At 71.0% G+C, this 18,926-nt stretch carries 22 protein-coding genes; 12 read left to right on the top strand and 10 right to left on the bottom strand.

Features of this window, described 5'->3' with window-relative positions; translation table 11 throughout:
* Window positions 1-5 precede the first annotated feature (5 nt).
* Window positions 6-461, top strand: a complete 456-nt coding sequence (locus tag ND450_RS03305) for an RDD family protein (protein WP_253324676.1) — start codon at window positions 6-8, stop codon at window positions 459-461.
* On the opposite strand, the gene ND450_RS03300 is transcribed toward ND450_RS03305, so the two are convergent.
* From ND450_RS03300 to ND450_RS03275, 6 genes are all read right to left on the bottom strand, one after another.
* Window positions 454-1,095, bottom strand: coding sequence for a response regulator transcription factor (locus tag ND450_RS03300; protein ID WP_253324675.1), 642 nt, complete (start codon window positions 1,093-1,095; stop codon window positions 454-456). The genes ND450_RS03305 and ND450_RS03300 overlap by 8 nt on opposite strands.
* Entirely contained in the window at window positions 1,095-2,225 is a 1,131-nt protein-coding gene (locus ND450_RS03295; protein WP_253324674.1) for a sensor histidine kinase, read from the bottom strand. The genes ND450_RS03300 and ND450_RS03295 overlap by 1 nt, the downstream gene beginning before the upstream one ends.
* Before the next feature lie 32 nt (window positions 2,226-2,257).
* Complete coding sequence (locus ND450_RS03290) at window positions 2,258-2,710, bottom strand: hypothetical protein (protein WP_253324673.1); 453 nt, start codon at window positions 2,708-2,710, stop codon at window positions 2,258-2,260.
* A 125-nt stretch (window positions 2,711-2,835) separates the two neighbouring features.
* The gene (locus ND450_RS03285; RefSeq protein WP_253324672.1) at window positions 2,836-3,375 is read right to left on the bottom strand and encodes a carboxymuconolactone decarboxylase family protein; all 540 of its coding nucleotides are present in this window, start codon (window positions 3,373-3,375) and stop codon (window positions 2,836-2,838) included.
* Window positions 3,376-3,403: 28 nt separating this feature from the next.
* Complete coding sequence (locus tag ND450_RS03280; protein ID WP_253324671.1) at window positions 3,404-3,931, bottom strand: TlpA disulfide reductase family protein; 528 nt, start codon at window positions 3,929-3,931, stop codon at window positions 3,404-3,406.
* Window positions 3,932-3,935: 4 nt separating this feature from the next.
* Window positions 3,936-4,526, bottom strand: coding sequence for a protoglobin domain-containing protein (locus ND450_RS03275; protein WP_253324670.1), 591 nt, complete (start codon window positions 4,524-4,526; stop codon window positions 3,936-3,938).
* Between the two features lie 160 nt (window positions 4,527-4,686).
* On the opposite strand from ND450_RS03275, the gene ND450_RS03270 reads away from it, so the two are divergent.
* A complete protein-coding gene (locus ND450_RS03270) occupies window positions 4,687-5,313 on the top strand; it encodes a MarR family winged helix-turn-helix transcriptional regulator (protein ID WP_253324669.1) in 627 nt (208 codons plus the stop codon).
* A 3-nt stretch (window positions 5,314-5,316) separates the two neighbouring features.
* Here ND450_RS03270 and ND450_RS03265 read toward each other — a convergent pair whose 3' ends face one another.
* Complete coding sequence (locus ND450_RS03265) at window positions 5,317-5,994, bottom strand: MOSC domain-containing protein (RefSeq protein WP_253324668.1); 678 nt, start codon at window positions 5,992-5,994, stop codon at window positions 5,317-5,319.
* 88 nt (window positions 5,995-6,082) lie between these two features.
* Here ND450_RS03265 and ND450_RS03260 point away from each other — a divergent pair, with 88 nt between their 5' ends.
* On the top strand, window positions 6,083-6,499 hold the full coding sequence (locus ND450_RS03260; protein WP_089920287.1) for a Fur family transcriptional regulator: 417 nt from the start codon (window positions 6,083-6,085) through the stop codon (window positions 6,497-6,499).
* 18 nt (window positions 6,500-6,517) lie between these two features.
* Window positions 6,518-7,984 carry a catalase gene (locus ND450_RS03255; protein WP_253324667.1) on the top strand — a complete coding sequence of 489 codons (1,467 nt, stop codon included), beginning with the start codon at window positions 6,518-6,520 and terminating at the stop codon, window positions 7,982-7,984.
* 47 nt (window positions 7,985-8,031) lie between these two features.
* On the opposite strand, the gene ND450_RS03250 is transcribed toward ND450_RS03255, so the two are convergent.
* A complete protein-coding gene (locus ND450_RS03250; protein ID WP_253324666.1) occupies window positions 8,032-8,685 on the bottom strand; it encodes a lytic polysaccharide monooxygenase in 654 nt (217 codons plus the stop codon).
* 190 nt (window positions 8,686-8,875) lie between these two features.
* Between ND450_RS03250 and ND450_RS03245 the strand changes: the two genes are divergently transcribed.
* Complete coding sequence (locus ND450_RS03245) at window positions 8,876-10,195, top strand: TIGR01777 family oxidoreductase (RefSeq protein ID WP_253324665.1); 1,320 nt, start codon at window positions 8,876-8,878, stop codon at window positions 10,193-10,195.
* A 16-nt stretch (window positions 10,196-10,211) separates the two neighbouring features.
* Here the strand turns inward: ND450_RS03245 and ND450_RS03240 are convergent, their stop codons facing one another.
* Window positions 10,212-10,589 carry an NAD(P)-binding protein gene (locus ND450_RS03240; RefSeq protein WP_253324664.1) on the bottom strand — a complete coding sequence of 126 codons (378 nt, stop codon included), beginning with the start codon at window positions 10,587-10,589 and terminating at the stop codon, window positions 10,212-10,214.
* A gap of 52 nt (window positions 10,590-10,641) precedes the next feature.
* Here ND450_RS03240 and ND450_RS03235 point away from each other — a divergent pair, with 52 nt between their 5' ends.
* Complete coding sequence (locus tag ND450_RS03235; RefSeq protein WP_253324663.1) at window positions 10,642-11,520, top strand: alpha/beta hydrolase; 879 nt, start codon at window positions 10,642-10,644, stop codon at window positions 11,518-11,520.
* A gap of 7 nt (window positions 11,521-11,527) precedes the next feature.
* On the opposite strand, the gene ND450_RS03230 is transcribed toward ND450_RS03235, so the two are convergent.
* A complete protein-coding gene (locus ND450_RS03230; protein WP_253324662.1) occupies window positions 11,528-12,319 on the bottom strand; it encodes an NAD(P)H-dependent oxidoreductase in 792 nt (263 codons plus the stop codon).
* A gap of 161 nt (window positions 12,320-12,480) precedes the next feature.
* Here ND450_RS03230 and ND450_RS03225 point away from each other — a divergent pair, with 161 nt between their 5' ends.
* The 6 genes from ND450_RS03225 (at window position 12,481) to ND450_RS03200 (ending at window position 18,911) form a co-directional block, all read left to right on the top strand.
* Window positions 12,481-12,921: an SRPBCC family protein gene (locus tag ND450_RS03225; protein ID WP_089920013.1), complete on the top strand. Its 441-nt coding sequence runs from the start codon at window positions 12,481-12,483 to the stop codon at window positions 12,919-12,921.
* A gap of 55 nt (window positions 12,922-12,976) precedes the next feature.
* On the top strand, window positions 12,977-14,035 hold the full coding sequence (locus tag ND450_RS03220) for an iron ABC transporter permease (protein ID WP_253327849.1): 1,059 nt from the start codon (window positions 12,977-12,979) through the stop codon (window positions 14,033-14,035).
* The gene (locus ND450_RS03215) at window positions 14,032-15,096 is read left to right on the top strand and encodes an iron chelate uptake ABC transporter family permease subunit (protein WP_253324661.1); all 1,065 of its coding nucleotides are present in this window, start codon (window positions 14,032-14,034) and stop codon (window positions 15,094-15,096) included. The genes ND450_RS03220 and ND450_RS03215 overlap by 4 nt, the downstream gene beginning before the upstream one ends.
* A gap of 29 nt (window positions 15,097-15,125) precedes the next feature.
* Window positions 15,126-15,959 carry an ABC transporter ATP-binding protein gene (locus tag ND450_RS03210; protein WP_089920007.1) on the top strand — a complete coding sequence of 278 codons (834 nt, stop codon included), beginning with the start codon at window positions 15,126-15,128 and terminating at the stop codon, window positions 15,957-15,959.
* A 93-nt stretch (window positions 15,960-16,052) separates the two neighbouring features.
* A complete protein-coding gene (locus tag ND450_RS03205) occupies window positions 16,053-17,081 on the top strand; it encodes an iron-siderophore ABC transporter substrate-binding protein (protein WP_253324660.1) in 1,029 nt (342 codons plus the stop codon).
* Window positions 17,082-17,114: 33 nt separating this feature from the next.
* On the top strand, window positions 17,115-18,911 hold the full coding sequence (locus ND450_RS03200; protein WP_253324659.1) for an ABC transporter ATP-binding protein: 1,797 nt from the start codon (window positions 17,115-17,117) through the stop codon (window positions 18,909-18,911).
* Window positions 18,912-18,926 lie beyond the last annotated feature (15 nt).

Raw genomic sequence — 18,926 nt, 5'->3', positions numbered from 1 at the left:
GCCGGGTGGCCTTTGACGCGGATGCCCGCTCGATCGTCCTGCGCCGCTACTGGCAGCACGTCATCGAGTTCGCCCTGTTGTGCGTCGCCGCCGTGCTGAGCCTGGTCCTCGGCGTCCTCGTGTCGTTGCCGCTGATCGAGCTCGGCGCGCCGAAGGAGGTCTTCACCTACGCGCCGCCGGTGGCGGTGGTCGCCGTGTCGCTGCTCGGGGTGCTGTGGCTCGAGATCTGGTACCCGTACCGGCACGGCGGCTCGACCCCGGCGATGCGGTGGCTCGGGCTGAAGATCACGACCCTGCGCGGCGGCGAGCCGTCGTTGCGCGACTACTTCGTGCGGTGGCTGCTGATGGCCGTGGACGGGTTGCTGCTGGGGCTGGTCGGCGCCGTGCTGATCGCCGTGACGCCGCGCAACCAGCGGCTCGGGGACCTGGTCGCGGGCACGGTCGTGCGGCGCGTCACCTGAGCAGGCCGCCCCGCCAGGCCCAGATGGCGATCTCGGTGCGGTTGCGCGCGCCGATCTTGCCGCCGGCGTTGGTGACGTGCGTCTTCACCGTGGACAACGAGATGTTCAGGTGTTCGGCGATCTCGGCGTTGGTCATGCCGCGGCCCACCGCCAGCACGACGTCGAGCTCGCGACCGGTCAGCGGGGTGCCGGCGCCGCGTTCACCGCCCGCGGTGAAGTGCGCGAGCAGCCGCACCGTGACGGCGGGCGAGACCAGCGCCTCTCCCCTGACCGCCGCGTGCACCGCCTCCACCAGCAACCGCGGCCGCGCGTCCTTGATCAGGAACCCGCACGCTCCCGCGAGCAGCGCCGCGTAGACGTTCTCGTCGACGTCGTAGGTGGTCACGACCAGCACCCGCAACGGATCCTCGACGCCCGGCCCCGCCAGCAGCTCGGTCGCCCGCAACCCGTCGAGCTTCGGCATCCGGATGTCCATCAGCGTCACGTCCGGGCGCAACCGGCGGGCCAGGCGGACCGCGGCCTCGCCGTCGGCCGCCTCGCTGATCACCTCGATGCCGGGCTCGGCGTCGAGGACGAGCCGGAAGCCGGTGCGCACGAGGGTCTGGTCGTCGGCGATCAGCACGCGGATCGTCATCAGATCCCCCTCGGTGGGACGAAGTCCTCCGGGACGCGCGCGGTCACCCGCCAGCCGTCACCGTGCGGGCCCGCGGTGAGCTCACCGCCCAGCGCGGTGATCCGCTCGGTCATGCCGGCGATGCCGTGCCCGCCTTCGGCCGGTGCGCCGGAGGGCACGCCGTCGTTGTCGACCTCCAGCACCAGATCTCCCTCCTCGGAACGCACGGCCACCCGTGTGGACGTGGCACGGGAGTGGCGCCGGGCGTTGGTCAGCGCCTCCATCAGAACCCGGTGCAGCGCAACGGAGACCTGGGGCGGCAACCTCATGGCCTCGACCTCGGTGGCGACGTGCACCGGCGTCTCCCCCGCCGCCGCGCGCACGACGTCGCCCAGCACCAGGCTCGGCGACGGCAGCGGCGCGTCGCTGCGCAGCACGCCGACGAGTCCGCGCGTCGCGGTCAGCGCCTCGGCCGCCGCGTGCTCGATGTCGTCGTAGACCTCGGCGGGGTCCTGGGAGGGCACCGCCTGGGCCGCGCGGGTCCGGACCACGATGCCGGTGACGTGGTGCGCCACCAGGTCGTGGAGGTCCCTGGCGAGTTGCAGCCTGTCCTCGTTGCGGACGCGGTCCAGCTCGCGGCGGTGCCGGGCGTCCGCGTCGCGCAGGATCAGGCCCAGCGCCAGCGCGGCACCCCACGCCAGCGCGGCGGCGACCGGGAACAGCGAGTCCAGGCCGTAGCGCACGACCGGGGCGAGCACGACGGTGACGCAGGCGGCGGTGGCGAGCACCGCCGCCCGCGCAGGAGGGAGCCGGCGGCATCCGGCGGCGGCCAGCAACAGCACCGCCAGCACCTCCGTCACCGGCGGGCGCACGGGAGCCCGTTCCACGAGCCCCGCGACCGCGGTCCCGGCGAGCGACAGCGCGATCACCGCGCCCGCCAGCAGTTCGATCCTGCGGGGGAACCTGCGCCGCAGCACCGCGAGAACCGCGGCGGCCTCCCCCGCGTACGGCACGACCATCGTCAGCAACGGCCCCAGCACACCTCGCGGGGCGTCCCCGTCGACCGCGAGCACGGCGTCCACGACCACCGCCACCACGAGCGCGACGACCTCCGCCACGAACACGCTGCGCCGCGCCGGTGTTCCGGTCATACCGGCATTCTCGCGCCCGCTCCCCCGACCGGTTACCCCGCCCTCTTGACGGTGTCGAAGTAGACGTTGGACGCCGGCAGGTAGCTCGCGATCACCGCCAGTGCCGCCACCGCCGCGCCCCCGTACGCCGGGAGCGTCGCCGACCCCTCGCCGACGAACAGCGACCCCACCTGGAACACGGTGAACACGGTCAGCAGCACCCTGGCCCAGTTGCGGCCCGACCGGAGCTTGAACGCGAGCCACAGCTGGACCAGCGCGATCACCACCGCGACGGTCGCGAACGTCACCTGGGTGACGGTGGCCGCGCTCTGCAGCTGCTCCTCGGTCATCGACGTCCCCGACGACCTCAGCGCGTCGACCAGGTCGTCGCGCGTGCCCACGAGGACGCCCACTGACGTCACCGCGAAGACGCACGACACGAGGAATCCGACGAACGCCGCGACGACGGTGCCCGGCGGCGTGGTCCTGCCCGTTGCAGTAGTCATGATCACGACCGTAGGAGCGCCGGGAAGTCGTTGCACCACAGCGGATCGGCATCTCGTACTTTCGGACGAGAGCCCGGTTGCGGCGGTGTCGCGGCACCGCCAGCATGCCGGGCCCGTCCGTCGCGTCAGCGGGTCAGGGCGACGCGGGTGAAGTCGACCGGGACGTCCAGGGCGACGTTGATGTAGTTGGTGAACACGTTCAGGGCCACGTGCGCCACCGTCTCGACGACCTCCTCCTGGCTCAGCCCGGCGTCGCGCGCGGCTTGGACGTCGGTGTCGGCGATCTGGCCGCGCTTCTCGACCAGGGCGGTGGCCAGGGTGAGCACCGCCGCGGCACGCGGGTCGTCGGACTTACCGCTCTGAGCGTTGCTCATCTCCTCGGCGGTGGCACCGGCCTTCCTGCCGAGCATGGTGTGCGCGGAAAGGCAGTAGTCGCAGCGGTTCCGGTCGGCGACTGCCACGGCGACCATCTCACCGAGCTTGGCGCCGAGAGCGCCCTTGCCCAGTGCGCCGAACTGGGCCCACATGCTGGTCAGCGCGGCGGGCGAGTGGGCGACGGCCTTGAACATGTTCGGCACGACGCCGAAGGCGCCCTTGATCTGCGCGAGGGTCTCGGCGCGCTCGTCGGTGATCTGGTCGGGGTTGGTGAGTTCGACGCGGGACATGGTGGTTCTCCTTCGTGTCGGGGTGGGATCAGGTGCAGGTGCCGTCGAGGGCGCAGACCGCGGGAGGGACGGCGCCGTCGAGCAACCTGGTGACGGCCGAGGCGAGCGACATGTCGTCGACCGGGCCGAGTTTCTGGCCGCGCAGCATGCCGTCGCGGTCGATGAGGACCGTGGTGGGCGTGCCCTGCATGCGGTAGCGGCTGAAGGTGACCGGTGCCGGGTGCGCGCTGCGCAGCGCGTCGACGCCGACCGGGAACGGGATGCGGTACTCGTGCAGGAACGCCTGGAGGCTCGTCGGGGTCATGGCCCTGTGGTGTTCGAACACGGTGTGCAGGCCGATGACGGCCAGTTCGTCACCGAAGGTCCTGGACAGCCGCACGGCCTGCGGGAGGGCGTGGCTGACGCAGCTCGGGCAGAGCATCTGGAACGCTTCGAGCACCACGACGCGGCCGTGCAGCTGGGCCAGGTTCACCGGCTCGCTGTTGAACCATTCGGTGGTCTCCCAGGGCATCGCGGGTGTGAGCAGCCCGCTCGACGGGGACAGCAGGAGGCTCACGGCGTCACCAGGCCCGGCCGGAGTAGGGCTGCGACCAGAGCGCGACCTGCAGCGTGACGGCCTTGAACCACGCCTGGTGCATGGCGTCGACCTGCTCGGCGTCGTGGCCACCGGCGGCGAGGAACGGCCGGATCGTCGCGGTGATCGGGTAGATGAACGCGATGATGTGGCGCAACGGGATGTGCGGCACCGAGTCGGCGTGGTCGGTCTGGTTCTTCTTCGGCTCGGTGTGCCGCAGGGCGATCTCCTGCTGGTAGGCGAGCCAGCGCTCGTCGTACGGGCGCGTGCAGGTGTCGGCGATCCAGCGGGCGAACCTCGCCCGCACCCGCGCCAGGTAGTCGTCGATCGGCGTGCCGTCCGGCGTGGAGAAGTAGGCCACGAGGTGCGGGTGGGAGCCGACGAACCCGTACCAGACGTCCAGCACCTGCTCGATCTGTCCACTGAGGACCTCACCGGCCAGGCGCAGCGCCTCCTCGTCCGCCGGTCCGAACAGGACGCTCGCCTTCAGCAGCGCGAGGTCCGCCGGCGTGACCGGCGACGGCGCGAGGCCGGGGTCGTCGTGGGTGTAGCCCGGGACGGGCTCGGGAGACGTCATGTCGCTTCCTTCGCGATGTCGGGGTTCCGCGGTGGGGATGTCCCCAGCGTGCCACAAACTAGGTAGGACTCCTACCAACTTTCTCAGATGGGTGATCCAGGTCTCAACGGGGAATGCACGTACCATCGCCGTGGAAAGTCCCACTGGCGAGGCGGAACGCATGACAGACACCGACGGCACGGCCGGGCTCGACCGGCGGCTGGCCGACGCGCTCGAGCGGCTCGGGCACGGCATGCGTTCACTGGCTCAGCGCACGGCGCGGGAGCACGGGCTGTCGCCGTTGCAGCAGCAGGTGGTGCTCGCGCTGTCCCGCCGGTCGCAGGCGCGCGGCGAGGTGGCCGCGCTCGCGGCCGAGTTCGACGTGACGACGCCGACGATGTCCGACGCGGTGACCGCGTTGGAGCGCAAGGAACTCGTGACCCGCTCACCGGGGACGGACGGCCGCCGGCGCACGCTGGCGCTGACCGGCACCGGCGAGGACGTCGCGCGAGGACTGTCCTCCTGGGACGATCCGCTGACGGCAGCGCTCGCGGGGATCTCCGAGCAGGACAAGGCCGTCACGCTGCACACGGTGCTGCGCGCGATCGCCGACCTGCACCGCGCGGGCGTGGTGAGCGTGACGCGCATGTGCACGACGTGCCGGTTCTTCGGGCGCGACGAGTACCCCGAACCGGAGGCACCCCACCACTGCCACCTGCTGCGCATGCCGTTGCCGCTGAACGGGCTCCGCACGGACTGCCCGGAACACGAACCGGCCGACGCGCCGGCCCGGCGCAGGCGCGGCTGAGGCTCAGCCTCCCAGCCGCGCGGCCTGGTCCTCGATGTCGCCGTCGACCCTGCGGCGCAACAACTTCACCCACGACTCGGGCAGCACGCGGGCGTGCCGGAGCAGCCGGCGCACGGCGACCTCGTCGTCGCGGTCGACGTTGAGCACGCGGTGCACCTCGGCCGCGGTGATCCCGTGCGACGGCCTGGTCGTGAGCTCCAGAGCGTCCCCCGCCGCGAGGTGTCCCGGCCGGAGGACCCGGCAGTAGAAGCCGGTGCGGCCGGTGTTCTGGGTGCGCACGGCCATGTCCTTGACCCCGTGGTGCGCCGCGAGCTTGTAGCAGGGCTGGCGGGGCTGGGTGACCTGCAGCAACACCGATCCGACCGAGTAGACCGACCCGAGCACGACGTCGCTCTCCAGCAGTCCGGACGTCGTGAGGTTCTCGCCGAACGCGGGCGTGACGAGCGGACCGACCTCGTCCGCCCAGGCCGGGTAGTGCTCGCCTGGGTAGAGCAACACCGCCTTGTCGGGCCCGCCGTGGTTCTCGCGGTCGCCCTGCTCGTCACCCGCCAGTCCGAGCGGACCGACCTCGACGGGCCCGGACACGGGTGACTTCGCGATCGCGGAGGTCACCGGGCGGCCGCGCCACGGCAACGGCCGCACCACCCCCGTCGACACGACCGACACGTGCGCACCGCTCATGGGAGGACCTCGCTCCTGGAACCGTTCTTGTCTTGGGGCGCCCAGCATGCCACAGTGTGGCTAGGAGTCCTAACTACTTGGAGTGGACGTGGTCGCAGCAGACCCGGTCGCCGCCCTGCGCGGGGCCTCGCTGAGGGTGACGAAGCAACGGATCGCGGTGCTGGTCGCTCTGGAACGGCACCCGCACTCGGACGCGGAACACCTCGCGCGGGTCGTGCGCGAGGACCTGGGTTCCGTCTCCACGCAGGCCGTCTACGACGTGCTGACGGCGTTGTCGGAGGCCCTGCTGGTGCGCCGGATCGAGACGGGGCCGCGGGCGCTGTTCGAACTGCGCGGCCACGACCACGACCACGTGCTGTGCCGGGAGTGCGGCGCGCTGGCCGACGTCGAACCGGCCGTCACCCCGCAGCACCTCCCGCAGGCGCACGGGTTCCGCGTCGACGAGACCGAGGTCCTGCACCGGGGCCTGTGCCCCGCGTGCCGCCCCGGCGTCCAGATCCCCTGATCGGAGAAGGTCCACCTGATGTCGTTCGAAGACAACACCAAGCCGCTCACCACGGCCGCCGGAGCTCCGGTGGCGGACAACCAGAACAGCCTCACCGCCGGTCCGCGCGGACCCGTTCTGCTGCAGGACCTGTGGCTGCTGGAGAAGCTCGCGCACTTCGACCGCGAGGTGATCCCCGAGCGCAGGATGCACGCGAAGGGCTCCGGCGCGTTCGGCACGTTCACGGCGACCGGCGACCTGACCGCTTACACGAGTGCGGCGCTGTTCAGCGAGGTCGGCAACCGGTGCGAGATGTTCGTGCGGTTCTCGACCGTGGCGGGCGAGCGCGGCGCGGCCGACGCCGAACGGGACATCCGCGGTTTCGCGACCCGCTTCTACACCAGCGAGGGCAACTGGGACGTGGTCGGCAACAACACGCCGGTCTTCTTCTTCCGCGACCCGTTGAAGTTCCCCGACCTGGCCCGCGCGGTGAAGCGCGACCCGAGGACGAACCTGCGCGACCCCGAGAACAACTGGGGCTTCTGGACGAACCTGCCCGAGGCGCTGCACCAGGTGACGATCGTGATGAGCGACAGGGGGATCCCGCGCTCCTACCGGCACATGCACGGCTTCGGGTCGCACACCTACAGCATGATCAACGCCGAGGGCGTCCGGCACTGGGTCAAGTTCCACTTCCGCACGCGGCAAGGGATCGAGAACCTCACCGACGAGCAGGCCGGTCAGCTGATCGGCCGCGACCGCGAGTCGCACCAGCGCGACCTCTTCGACGCCATCGAGCGCGGCGACTTCCCGGCGTGGAAGCTCTACGTGCAGGTCATGCCGGAGGCCGACGCCGCCACGTACCGCTTCCACCCGTTCGACCTCACGAAGGTGTGGAGCAAGGCGGACTACCCGCTGATCGAGGCGGGCGAGATGCGGCTGGACCGCAACCCCGGCAACTACTTCGCCGACGTCGAGCAGGCCGCGTTCACCCCGGCCAACGTCGTGCCCGGCATCTCGCTCAGCCCGGACAGGATGTTGCAGGGCAGGCTCTTCTCCTACGGCGACGCGGCGCGGTACCGGCTGGGCGTCAACCACCACCAGATCCCGGTGAACCACCCGAACGGCGCCCGGCTCGTGAACACCTACCACCGCGACGGCGCGATGAGGGTCGACGGCAACCAGGGCGGCGTGCCGGGGATCGAGCCGAACAACTTCGGCCGGTGGGCCGAGCAGCCCGGCTACGCCGAGCCGGCGCTGGCCGCGGGCGGGGTCGCCGACCGGTTCGACTTCCGCGAGGACGACTCGAACTACTACGAGCAGCCGGGAGATCTGTTCCGGCTGATGACCGGGGAGCAGCAGCAGGCGTTGTTCGACAACACCGCGCGGGCGATCAAGGGTGCTCGCAGGGAGACCGTCGAACGGCACGTCTTCCACTGCACCCAGGCCGATCCGGCCTACGGCGAGGGCGTGCGCAAGGCCTGCGAGGCGATCGGCGCGCTGTGACGGGTGTGGTGCGTGCCCCGCCGGGGAGCACGCACCACGTCCGCGTCCTAGCCGAAGTTCACGTCACTGCACCACATGTAGGTCTGGTCGAGGTGGGACGCCTGCCAGATCGTGAACACCACGTGGTGGCCGCGGTACGTGCCGTTCGTCTGGACGTTGAACCGGATGTCCTTGGCCGGCGCGAACCTCCCCGTCTGGGTGACGAGGTCGAGGTTGCCCCAGCCGAGCCGTTGCGTGGTGGGGTCGAACCCGTTCTTGCTGACGTAGACCCGGAAGTAGTCCGCGCCGTGACTCGCCTGGTCGTACAGGTGCATCTCGAAGTTCGCCCCCAGGTTGGTGGTCTTCCACCGGCCCGGGGTGTTCAGGGAGTTGTTGCGCGACAGCGCGTTGCTGCACAGCTGGCCGTCCGGAGTGGACCCCTGGAAGTTGCCGCGCAGGCCGTCCCGCAACGCGCTCATCCAGTTCCACATGGTGTCGGCGTTGGCCTGGAACGCCTGGTAGCACATGGGGTCCTGCTGCTGCATGGCCGGATTCGTGTGCTGGCTGCCCCACGTCTGCCAGCACTGGTAGGCGCGGGTGGCCGGACCGACGATCGTGCCGTGGGCCGACGCGGCCGGAGTCCACAGGAACGTGCAGACCAGTGCGCCGATGACCACGGCGACGAGACCGCGCCGTCTGGTGGAGAACCCGGAAGTGCGCATGACAAGCCTCCGATCTTCGCTGATCGAGCGGCGGCGGATTGGGAGCGCTCCCAGAACATTAACCCTAGCGGTGACCCTCAGAGACCACAACGACACGAGGAGTTATGACGACATTCGGAGCAGCCGGTTCGTACCCCGGGCGCAAACGCGCCATCATGCGAACGTTCCAGCGCGCCCCTAGCGTGAGGACATGTCCCTGATCTTCTCCAGTGTCGTCGACGCTCCCCTGGACGAGGTGTTCGCCTGGCACGCGCGGCCGGGCGCCATCCACCGGCTCACCCCGCCGTGGCAGCCGGTGGGCGTCGTGCGCGAGGCGGAGTCCCTCGACGGCGGGCGCGCGGTGCTGGGGCTGCCGCTCGGACTGCGCTGGGGCGCCCGGCACACCGCTTTCACGCCACCGCACCTGTTCGTCGACGAACTGGACTCCGCGCCTTTGAAGTGGGCGATGAAGTGGCGGCACAGCCACGAGTTCGCGGCGGAGGGCGACGGGACGCGGATGACCGACCGCGTGGACACGCAGGTCCCCGGCGTGTTCCTGCGGTCGATGTTCGCCTACCGGCACCGCCAGCTCGCCGCCGACCTGGCCGCCCAGGCGTCCGCGCGGAAGGCGGGCGACCGGCCGATCACGGTCGCGGTCACGGGTGCCAGCGGGTTCGTCGGCACGGCCCTGTGGTCGTTCCTCAGCACGGCGGGCCACCGGGTCGTGAAGCTGGTCCGCCGCTCCCCCGGCGGTCCTGACGAGCGGCGCTGGGACCCGGATCGACCCGCGCCGTACCTGCTGTCCGATGTGGACGCCGTCGTGCACCTGGCGGGCGCGTCGATCGCGGGCAGGTTCACCGACGCGCACCGCCGGGAGATCCGCTCCTCCCGGATCGGCCCGACCAGGGCACTCGCCGACCTGGCCGCCGCCACCGGCGTGCCGGTGTTCGTCAGCGCGTCCGCGATCGGTTTCTACGGCGCCGACCGCGGCGACGAGGAGCTCACCGAGGAAAGCGAACGCGGCGAAGGCTTCCTCGCGGACGTGGTCGCCGACTGGGAGGCCGCCACCGCACCCGCCGCGGCGGCCGGCGTGCGCGTGGTCACCGTGCGCACGGGGATCGTCCAGTCACCCGACGGCGGCACGCTGCGCCTGTTCCACCCGCTGTTCGCCGCGGGCCTCGGCGGAAGGCTCGGCGACGGCCGGATGTGGCAGTCGTGGATCGGCCTGGACGACCTGGTCGACGTCTACCACCGCGCGCTCTACGACGAGTCGCTGCGCGGCCCGGTCAACGCCGTCGCCCCGGAGGCCGTGCGCAACAGCACCTACACCACCACGCTCGCGAAGGTGCTGCACCGCCCGGCGTTGCTGCCGGTGCCGTCGTTCGGGCCGAAGCTCCTGCTCGGCGAGGAGGGTGCCCGCGAACTGGCCCGGGCGAGCCAGCTCGTCAGGCCCGCCGTGCTGACCGGGGCCGGGCACGCGTTCCGCCACCCGGACCTGGAGTCGGCGCTGAAGCACGTGCTGGGCCGCTAGTCGTGGTGATCACGAGTCAGGACGCGGATCCGGCGTGCACGAACACCTCGTTCGCGCCCAGCCTCGTGAACAGGTCCTGGTCGGCCGGGTCGCGCACCGCCGCCACGACGGTCGCCGTCGCGTTGAGCCCGCGCACGACCATCGTGATCAGCAGGCCGTCCAGGTCGTCGGGAACGGCCACGACGACCCGCTCCGCGAACTGCACCCCGGCCTGCTGCAACGCGCACATGTCCCGCCCGTCACCGCGTACGACCGTGGCACCGTTGGCGAGCGCACCGGTCAACGCGATGTCGTCGAGGTCGAGCACGGCGATCGTGGCGCGGTCGACCGGCAGATGTCTCAGGACGTCCAGCGCCGCGTCCCCGTAGCCCACCACCACCGTGATGCCGATCATCGTGGTCCCTCCCTGGTTGACTCATCGCGAACCTGACAGAGGGGATGCCCCGGTGCGGCTGGACTTGAACAGCTTCTTCGACCCGGACCTCGCGCAGCACGTCGAGGAGTCCAGGACCGAGAACGCGAGGAGGGGAACCCGTCGCGGTCCCTCGGGCCCCGCGGAACTGCAGGAGATCCGCGCCGCGACCAGGACGTCCGAGCACTCCGCGCCGATCGAGCACGACGGCCGCCGGACCCGCGTGCGGATCTTCCGCCCGAACGGCCAGCCCCGCGGCGTGTACCTGCACTTCCCGGGCGGGGGCTTCTACCTCGGCTCCACCCCGCAGGACGACGAGCGCGACCAGCGGCTCGCCGACGCGCTCGGCATCGCGGTCGTGGCCGTCGACTACCGCCTCGCCCCGGAGAACCCGTGGCCGGCCGCACCCGACGACGCGGAGACCGCGGCCCGCTGGCTGATCGCCCACGCCCACGAGCACTTCGGCACGACGAAGCTCGCCATCGGCGGTTTCTCGGCGGGCGCGACCCTCGCCGTGACGACGTTGCTCAGGCTGCGCGACCACCCGTTCACCGGCGCGGTGCTCCAGTTCGGCACGTACGACCTGAGCGGCCTCACCCCCGCGGGCCGGCTGATCGCGGACGAGTACTTCATCCAGGCGTACGCGGGCAACGCGCCGGACCGGACCGACCCCGACATCTCCCCCGTCTACGGCGACCTGCGCGGCCTGCCACCACTGCTGGTCGTCGTCGGCGCGCTGGACGTCCTGCTGGGGGACAACCTCGCTCTGGCGTCCCGGGTGGTCGCGGCGGGCGGCGAGGTCGACCTGAGGGTGTACCCCGAGTCGCGGCACGGCTTCACCAACCGCGACACGACGATCGCCCGGCAGGCGCGGCACGACGTGCGGCGGTGGCTGGCGGACCGGCTCTCCTGAGACACGGCTAGGCCAGGTGGATGCCCAGATCGGTGCGACCGGGCGCCAGGTCCTCCCGCAACGCGCGCGTGTCCGCGTACTCACCGTCGCGCAGGCGCCGGAACAGCCGCGGCCGTTCGTCGCCGATGCCACCGAGCCTGGCCGCCAGGCGCTCCGCCTGCTGCTCGACCCCGTCCGCGCCGAGCGAGTCGGCGTCGTGGACCACGTGCAGGTCGAGCGCCTCGACGCCGCAGTACCAGAGGACGCCGTGGGTGATCGGGAAGAGCAGGGACTCGAGGTCGCCGCTGATGCCGCGCGGGCCGATGGAGCGCTCGTCCTCGCCCGCGGTGACGACGACCAGCGCCTTGCGCCCTACCAGCCCGCCGTCACCGTACCGGCGGGGCACGCCGCGTTCGGGATCCAGATCACCGTAGGCGAAACCGCTCGTGAGGACGCGGTCGAACCACCCCTTGAGGATTGCCGGCGGCCCGTACCACCACAGCGGGAACTGCAGGACGAGCAGTTCGGCGGCCGCGAGCTTCGCCTGCTCCTCCCCGACGTCGGCGGGCAACTGGCCGCGGGCGTAGGCCTCGCCGGCCAGCTCCGAGATGTTGCCGGGGCGGTCCGCCAGGTCCCCCAGGTCCCGGCGGGACAGCACGGGGTCGAAGTCCTGGGCGTAGAGGTCGGAGACCGCGACCTCGTACCGCTGCGACACCGCCTTGGTCCCGGCTTGCAGGAGGCGGTCGTTCAGCGAGTCGCGGCGCGGGTGCGCGTACACCCACAGGGCGGTTCCGGGCTTCGGCGGATGAACGATGGTCATGCCGGCAAGTCAAGCCGCGAACGGCACGGCTCGGAATAGGTGAACGTCTCGCGCTCATGTGTGCGCGTCCGCGCCGGAGACCAGGGACACTCACGGGCGCGAACGACCCCCTGGGCCCGGCACCGTACTTCCTGAACACAGGAACACGAGGAGCCGAGGACATGCCCACCATCACGCTGACCCAGCAGACCACCGCGACGCCCGAGCAGTTCGTCGCCGGCCTCACCGACTTCGGCCCCGGCCGTGCCGAGCTCTTCCCGAACAGCGCCGACGCCGACCTGCGAGTGCACGACAGGGGCGACGTGTTCGCCGACGTCACCGAGGGCTCGGGCGGCATCTGGGAGCGCCTGCACTACGACTGGTCGAATCCCGAGCGGATCGTGCTGACCACCGTGGACTCCAACGTGTGGGGCGGCCGTTCCGGCCACACGTACACGTTCACGAAGAACGCGGACGGTACGACGCTCGTGCACGCGGAAGTGGTGCGGGAAGGCAAGAACCTCAAGGGGAAGCTGCTCGGGCTCTCGCTCGGGCTGCTCGGCAGGAAGGTGCTCGGCGGCGCGCTCGAGAAGACCGTGCGGGCCGTCGAGTCACGGGGTTAGGTAAGGGTGCCCTGGGTCAGCGCGCCGGTGGGAGCTAACGTAGCCCGTCGTGAGCATGGTCGTGGAGCAACGCGGGCTCGACCCCGCGCCCGCGCTGGAGGGTCCGCACCGGCGGCGGCGCCTCTGGCTGGCGGGGCTGCTGGTGGTGCTGGCCGCGGCATCGGTGTTGTCGCTGGTGGTCGGCGCCCGGTCGCTCACGCCGGCCGAGGTGTGGCAGGGGCTGTTCGGCGACCCCGCCGGGGACCAGCGGCTCACCGACATCACGCTGATCGTGCAGACGCTGCGGGTGCCGCGCACGGTGCTCGCGGTCGTCGCGGGCATCGGGCTCGGTGTCGCGGGGGCGTTGATCCAGGGCCACACCCGCAACCCCATCGCGGACACCGGGCTGCTCGGCGTCAACTCCGGGGCGTCGTTCGCGGTGGTGCTCGCCGTGTCCCTGTTCGGATTGCAGAGTCCGTTGCAGTACATGTGGTTCGCGTTCCTCGGGGCCGCGGCGGCGGGGGTCGTGGTGTTCGGGCTGTCGAGCCTCGGGCGCGGCGCGGGCAACCCGCTGACGCTCGCGCTCGCCGGGCAGGGCGTCACGTTGTTCCTGGCGGCCATGACGACGGCGGTCGCGCTGGGCAGCACCCAGGCGCTCGACGTGCTGCGGTTCTGGAACGCGGGTTCGGTGCAGGGCGTCGGGTTCGACGTGATCTGGGTGGCGGCGGTCTTCGTCGGCGTCGGGCTCGTCCTGGCGCTGCTCAACCTCCCGGCCATCAACCTGCTGAACCTCGGTGACGACGTCGCGCGCGGTCTCGGCGTGAACATCGCGGCGGGACGGACCATCGGTGTGGTGGCGGTCACGCTGCTCGCGGGCGCTGCCACGGCGGCGTGCGGGCCGATCGCGTTCCTCGGGCTGATGGTCGCGCACATCGCGCGGTGGTTCACGGGGCCCGACTACCGCTGGCTGGTGCCGTACGCCGGGCTGCTCGGCGCGATCGTGCTGCTGCTCGGCGACATCGCGGGCCGGCTCGTCGCGCGGCCCGCGGAACTGCAGGCGGGCATCGTCATCGCCCTCATCGGCGCCCCGTTCTTCGCGGTGCTGGTGTGGCTCGGGAAGTTCAGGCAGGCATGACCAACGCACCCGAAGCACCTGATCTTCACCGCGGTGTCCGCCTCGGCGGCTGGTCCTGGGTCTGGCGGCCGTGGATCGTGCTCGTCACGGTCGTGCTGGCCGCGCTGACGTTCCTGGTCTTCGCGGTGTCGATCGCGATCGGCGACTTCACCATCGAACTGCCCGCGGTGTTCAGGACGCTGGTCGGGCAGGGCGAGCGGGTCGACGAGTTCGTGATCATGGACCTGCGGATGCCCCGCGCGCTCGTCGGTCTCATCGCGGGTGTCGCCCTGGGCATCTCCGGCGCGCTGACGCAGTCGATCGCGCGCAACCCCCTGGCCAGTCCCGACGTGCTCGGCATCACCGGCGGCGCCAGCGCCACGGCCGTCTTCGTCGTCACGGCGAGCGGCGGCGCGGCGATCGCGAACTCGATCGGGCTGTCCGCCGCGGCGCTCACCGGTGGTCTGCTGACCGGGCTGCTCGTGTACTTCATGGCCTGGAAGAAGGGGATCGACGGGTTCCGGCTGATCCTCATCGGCGTCTCGGTCAGCGCGGTCATGCAGGCGATCACGACGTGGCTGCTGGTGCTGGCGGACATCCGCGACGTCGCCCGCGCGCAGCGGTGGCTCGTCGGGTCGCTCGACTCGCGGTCGTGGTCCGAGGTGTGGGCGTCGCTGTGGATCATGGCGGCGCTGGTCCTCGTCGTGCTGGTGGTGTCCTTCCAGTTGCGGCCCATGCACTTCGGTGACGACGTCGCCGCCGGGCTCGGCGTCCGCTACTCGGCGGTGCGCGCGGTCCTGCTGCTGTGCGCGGTGCTGCTGGCCGGCGTCGCGGTCTCGGCCGCCGGCCCGGTGCCGTTCGTGGCACTCGTCGGGCCGCAGATCAGCATGCGGCTGATGCGCACGCCCGTGCCGCCGCTGATCGCTTCCGGTCTCTTCGGCGCGTTGCTGCTGATCGGCTCCGACCTGGTCGCGCGGACGGTGCTGCCCAACGACCTGCCCGTCGGCATCGTGACGGCGATCATCGGCGGACCGTTCCTCGTCTACCTGCTGGTGCTGGCGAACGTGAAGCGGGCTGCCTGAGGACAGGCTTCGTTAAGTAAGGTTGCCCTATGACCGCGCTGCGCAACGATGCCGCCCGACTGGGGGCCGAGGGCGTCACGGTCGGGTACGCCGACCGGGTCGTGCTCGACAACCTCGACGTCGCCATCCCGACCGGGGTGATCACCACGGTCATCGGCCCCAACGGGTGCGGCAAGTCGACGCTGCTGCGCACGCTGTCCCGGCTGCTCAAACCGCGCCAGGGCACGGTGCTGCTCGACGGCCACGACATCGCGCGGCTCAGGACCAAGGACGTGGCGAAGCGGATGGGGCTGCTGCCGCAGACGCCGATCGCGCCGGAGGGCCTGACGGTCGCCGACCTGGTCGCGCGCGGCCGGCACCCGCACCAGAGCTGGGTGCGGCAGTGGTCGAGCGACGACGCGGACGTGGTCGCGAAGGCGTTGCACATGACCGGTGTGGCGGATCTGGCGCACCGCCCGGTCGACTCGCTCTCGGGCGGGCAGCGGCAGCGGGTGTGGATCTCCATGACGCTCGCGCAGGGCACCGACCTGCTGCTGCTGGACGAGCCGACGACGTACCTCGACCTCGCGCACGCCATCGACGTGATCGACCTCGTCGACGACCTGCACGAGAGCGGCTGCACGATCGTGATGGTCCTGCACGACCTGAACCTCGCGGTGCGCTACAGCGACAACCTGATCGTGATGAGGTCCGGGTCGATCGTGGCGCAGGGCCATCCGAGTGAAGTGATCACGAGCGAGCTGTTGCTGGAGACGTTCGGCCTCCAGGCCAAGGTGATCGACGACCCGGTGAGCGAGCGGCCGTTGATCGTGCCGATCGGGCGGACCCACGTGGTATCGAAGAGTGACCAAGACCTTGGTTAGCCTGCCCTAACTGGGTGATAAGGTTCGGCTGTCCTAATTTCCCCGCCGCGTGGGCAGCGAAGAACGAGGTGCCGAATGGGCCAGAGAACGACCATGACCTGGAAGCGACTGACCGCTGTGGCAGCAGCCGCAGTCGTCGGTGCCAGCGTCCTCGCCGGGTGCGGTTCCTCCACGCCTGAGACGAACTCCGGCACGAACAACGCCTCCGGTGGCACGTTCCCGACCACGGTCGAGCACTTCTTCGGCACGACGGAGATCAAGGAGGCGCCGAAGCGCGTCCTCTCCCTCGGCTACACCGACGACCAGACGCTGCTCGCGCTCGGCGTCGTCCCGGTCGGCATGGTCGACCAGTACCCGAACCCCGAGGGCACCAAGCCCGACATCAACACGCAGTGGGCCTGGGTCAAGGACAAGTGGGGCTCGACCACGCCCGAGGTCGTCATGAAGAACGGCGACACCGAGCCGAACTACGAGAAGATCGCGCAGCTGCGCCCCGACCTGATCGTCGCGGTGTACTCCGAGGCCGACCAGGCCTGGTACGACAAGCTGACCAAGATCGCACCGGTGGTCGGCCGCACCAAGGCCGAGAAGGAGCCCTTCAGCGCGAAGTGGCAGGACAACGTGCTGCAGATCGCGAAGGCGGTCGGCAAGGGTGACGAGGGCGCGAAGCTGATCAAGGGTCTCGACGACAAGCTGGCCGAGGCCAAGAAGGCCAACCCGGGCTTCGCGAACGAGACCGCCACCGTGGTCACCTGGTACAAGGACGCGGTCGTCCCGTTCACCACCACCGACGTGCGCGGCCAGCTCGTGTCCGGCATCGGGTTCAAGGGCAACACGAAGGTCGACGAGCTCGCCGGCGGCAGCTTCACCGCCCAGCTCTCGCCCGAGCGCATCGACGTGATCAACACCGACCGCATCTTCGTGATCGCCGACAAGGCGGACGCGGACTCGCTGAGGAACTTCCAGCTCTTCGCGAACCTGCCCGCGGTCAAGGCCGGCAAGGTCCACTACATCCTCGACAGCGAGGGCCCCGCGGTCGGTGCCGCGATCTCGCAGGCCACCCTCGCATCCCTGCCCTACGCGATCGACGAACTGGTGAAGGCCGCCAAGTCCGGCGCCTGATCCACGCACAACCCCAGCGAAAGGCCTCCCCTCGTGACCACGAGCGTCTCCGGCGTGCCGTCGAAGATCCTGCGCACGGCGTCCGGGCGGGAGGCCTCCCGCTGGCTGCTCGACCACTGCCGCAGCGCCCCCGCCCTGCCGATCGCCACCGTCGTGGCGACGATCGCGGGGGCGTTGCTGCAGATCGTCCCGGTGTTCCTGCTGGGCACCGTCGTCGACGGGATCGTGCAGGGGCGCGACGCGTCGATCCTCTGGTCGATCGGCATCGCGACCGTCGTCTCCGCGCTGGCGGGGGCGGTCATGACCGCGGTCTCGACCTACCTCGTCGGCCGCGTGGGCGCGGAAATGCTGGCGCGCCTTCGGGAAGGCGCCGTCCGCGCGGTGCTCGGGATGCCGAGCGCGCGGATCGAGGAGGTCGGCCGCGGTGACGTGCTGTCGCGCGTCGGCGACGACGTCGCGATCATCTCCAAGGGCTTCCGCACGGCCATCCCGACGATCTTCTCGGCGGTCGTGCTGGTGATCATCGCGACCATCGGCATGTTCGGCCTCGACTGGCGGCTCGGTCTCGCCGGTGCCTGCGCGTTGCCCGCCTACTGGTTCGCGCTGCGGTGGTACCTGCCGCGGTCGCAACCGCTCTACCGCGCACGGTCCGAGGCGCAGGCCGACCGCGCGCAGGCGTTGATCAGCGGCCTCGACGGAATCGCGACCGTGCGCGCCTATCGGCTCGAGAGCGCGTTCCGCGACAAGGTGACCGCGGAGTCGTGGCGGGTGCGCAACATCGGCATCGAAGTCTTCCGGTTCTTCGGCCGGTTCATCGGACGGGAGAACCGCGCCGAGTTCATCGGCCTGGGCCTGATCATTGTCGTCGGCTACTTCCTCGTGACGAACGGGGAGTCGTCGCTCGGCCAGGTCTCCGTCGCCGCGTTGCTGTTCCACAAGCTGTTCGTGCCTCTCGGCCTGATCATGGCGTTCTTCGACGAGGCGCAGAAGTCCGGCGCCGGGCTCACCCGGCTGGTCGGCGTGCTCACCGAGTCCGGCGGCGACCAGCTCGTGCGCAGCGCCGTGGCCGTCGACGCGGACGCGAAGCCGCTTCCGGTGTCGGTGCGCGGGCTTTCCTTCCGCTACCCCGAATCCAAGCACGACGTGCTGCGGGACGTCGACCTCGAGATCCCCGCCGGCACCTCCCTCGCCCTGGTCGGCGCGACGGGTGCGGGCAAGACCACGCTGGCCGCGCTGGTCGCGGGCACCGGCACCCCGCTGACCGGGTCCGTGCACATCGGCACCTCCGACCTGGCGGACCTCGACGAGGCGGGCGCCCGCGCGCTGGTCAGCATCCTCACCCAGGAGGCCCACGTCTTCGCCGGTCCGCTGGCCGAGGACCTGCGTCTCGCGGCACCGGACGCGACCGACGACGAGCTCATGGACGCGTTGCGGACCGTGGGCGCCGACTCGTGGGTGAACGCGTTGCCACAAGGCTTGCAGACCGACGTCGGCGAGGGCGGCGAGCGCCTCGACGTGACCAAGGTCGCCCAGATCGCGCTGGCCCGCCTGGTGCTCGGCCGCTCCCCCGTCGTCGTGCTGGACGAGTCGACGGCCGAGGCGGGCAGTCAGGGTGCCGCGGCACTGGAACGCGCCGCGCTCGCGGCCTGCCGGGGCCGCACGACGCTGCTGGTCGCGCACCGCCTGACCCAGGCGATCGCCGCCGACCGCATCGCCGTGCTCGACGCGGGCCGTGTGCTGGAACAGGGAACGCACGAAGAACTTGTCGCGCGTGACGGGCGTTACGCGGCACTTTGGGCCGCTTGGCGATTCGGATCCGCAAATACTTAGGTTAGGCTACCTTCA

This window comes from Lentzea sp. HUAS12, from assembly GCF_024125735.1.
GTDB classification, from domain to species: domain Bacteria; phylum Actinomycetota; class Actinomycetes; order Mycobacteriales; family Pseudonocardiaceae; genus Lentzea; species Lentzea albida.
Note: the sequence above shows the minus strand (reverse complement) of the source record. Positions and strands in the feature narration are given on the sequence as shown.

Excerpts from the sequence above, each read along its gene's own strand:
- ND450_RS03215 (WP_253324661.1), top strand. The coding sequence starts at position 14,032 with ATGACCAACGCACCCGAAGCACCTGATCTTCACCGCGGTGTCCGCCTC.
- ND450_RS03270 (WP_253324669.1), top strand. The coding sequence starts at position 4,687 with ATGACAGACACCGACGGCACGGCCGGGCTCGACCGGCGGCTGGCCGAC.
- ND450_RS03265 (WP_253324668.1), bottom strand. The coding sequence starts at position 5,994 with ATGAGCGGTGCGCACGTGTCGGTCGTGTCGACGGGGGTGGTGCGGCCG.
- ND450_RS03240 (WP_253324664.1), bottom strand. The coding sequence starts at position 10,589 with ATGATCGGCATCACGGTGGTGGTGGGCTACGGGGACGCGGCGCTGGAC.
- ND450_RS03225 (WP_089920013.1), top strand. The coding sequence starts at position 12,481 with ATGCCCACCATCACGCTGACCCAGCAGACCACCGCGACGCCCGAGCAG.
- ND450_RS03275 (WP_253324670.1), bottom strand. The coding sequence starts at position 4,526 with ATGACGTCTCCCGAGCCCGTCCCGGGCTACACCCACGACGACCCCGGC.
- ND450_RS03300 (WP_253324675.1), bottom strand. The coding sequence starts at position 1,095 with ATGACGATCCGCGTGCTGATCGCCGACGACCAGACCCTCGTGCGCACC.
- ND450_RS03295 (WP_253324674.1), bottom strand. The coding sequence starts at position 2,225 with ATGACCGGAACACCGGCGCGGCGCAGCGTGTTCGTGGCGGAGGTCGTC.
- ND450_RS03245 (WP_253324665.1), top strand. The coding sequence starts at position 8,876 with ATGTCCCTGATCTTCTCCAGTGTCGTCGACGCTCCCCTGGACGAGGTG.
- ND450_RS03205 (WP_253324660.1), top strand. The coding sequence starts at position 16,053 with ATGACCTGGAAGCGACTGACCGCTGTGGCAGCAGCCGCAGTCGTCGGT.
- ND450_RS03220 (WP_253327849.1), top strand. The coding sequence starts at position 12,977 with ATGGTCGTGGAGCAACGCGGGCTCGACCCCGCGCCCGCGCTGGAGGGT.
- ND450_RS03255 (WP_253324667.1), top strand. The coding sequence starts at position 6,518 with ATGTCGTTCGAAGACAACACCAAGCCGCTCACCACGGCCGCCGGAGCT.
- ND450_RS03285 (WP_253324672.1), bottom strand. The coding sequence starts at position 3,375 with ATGTCCCGCGTCGAACTCACCAACCCCGACCAGATCACCGACGAGCGC.
- ND450_RS03230 (WP_253324662.1), bottom strand. The coding sequence starts at position 12,319 with ATGACCATCGTTCATCCGCCGAAGCCCGGAACCGCCCTGTGGGTGTAC.
- ND450_RS03250 (WP_253324666.1), bottom strand. The coding sequence starts at position 8,685 with ATGCGCACTTCCGGGTTCTCCACCAGACGGCGCGGTCTCGTCGCCGTG.
- ND450_RS03290 (WP_253324673.1), bottom strand. The coding sequence starts at position 2,710 with ATGACTACTGCAACGGGCAGGACCACGCCGCCGGGCACCGTCGTCGCG.
- ND450_RS03210 (WP_089920007.1), top strand. The coding sequence starts at position 15,126 with ATGACCGCGCTGCGCAACGATGCCGCCCGACTGGGGGCCGAGGGCGTC.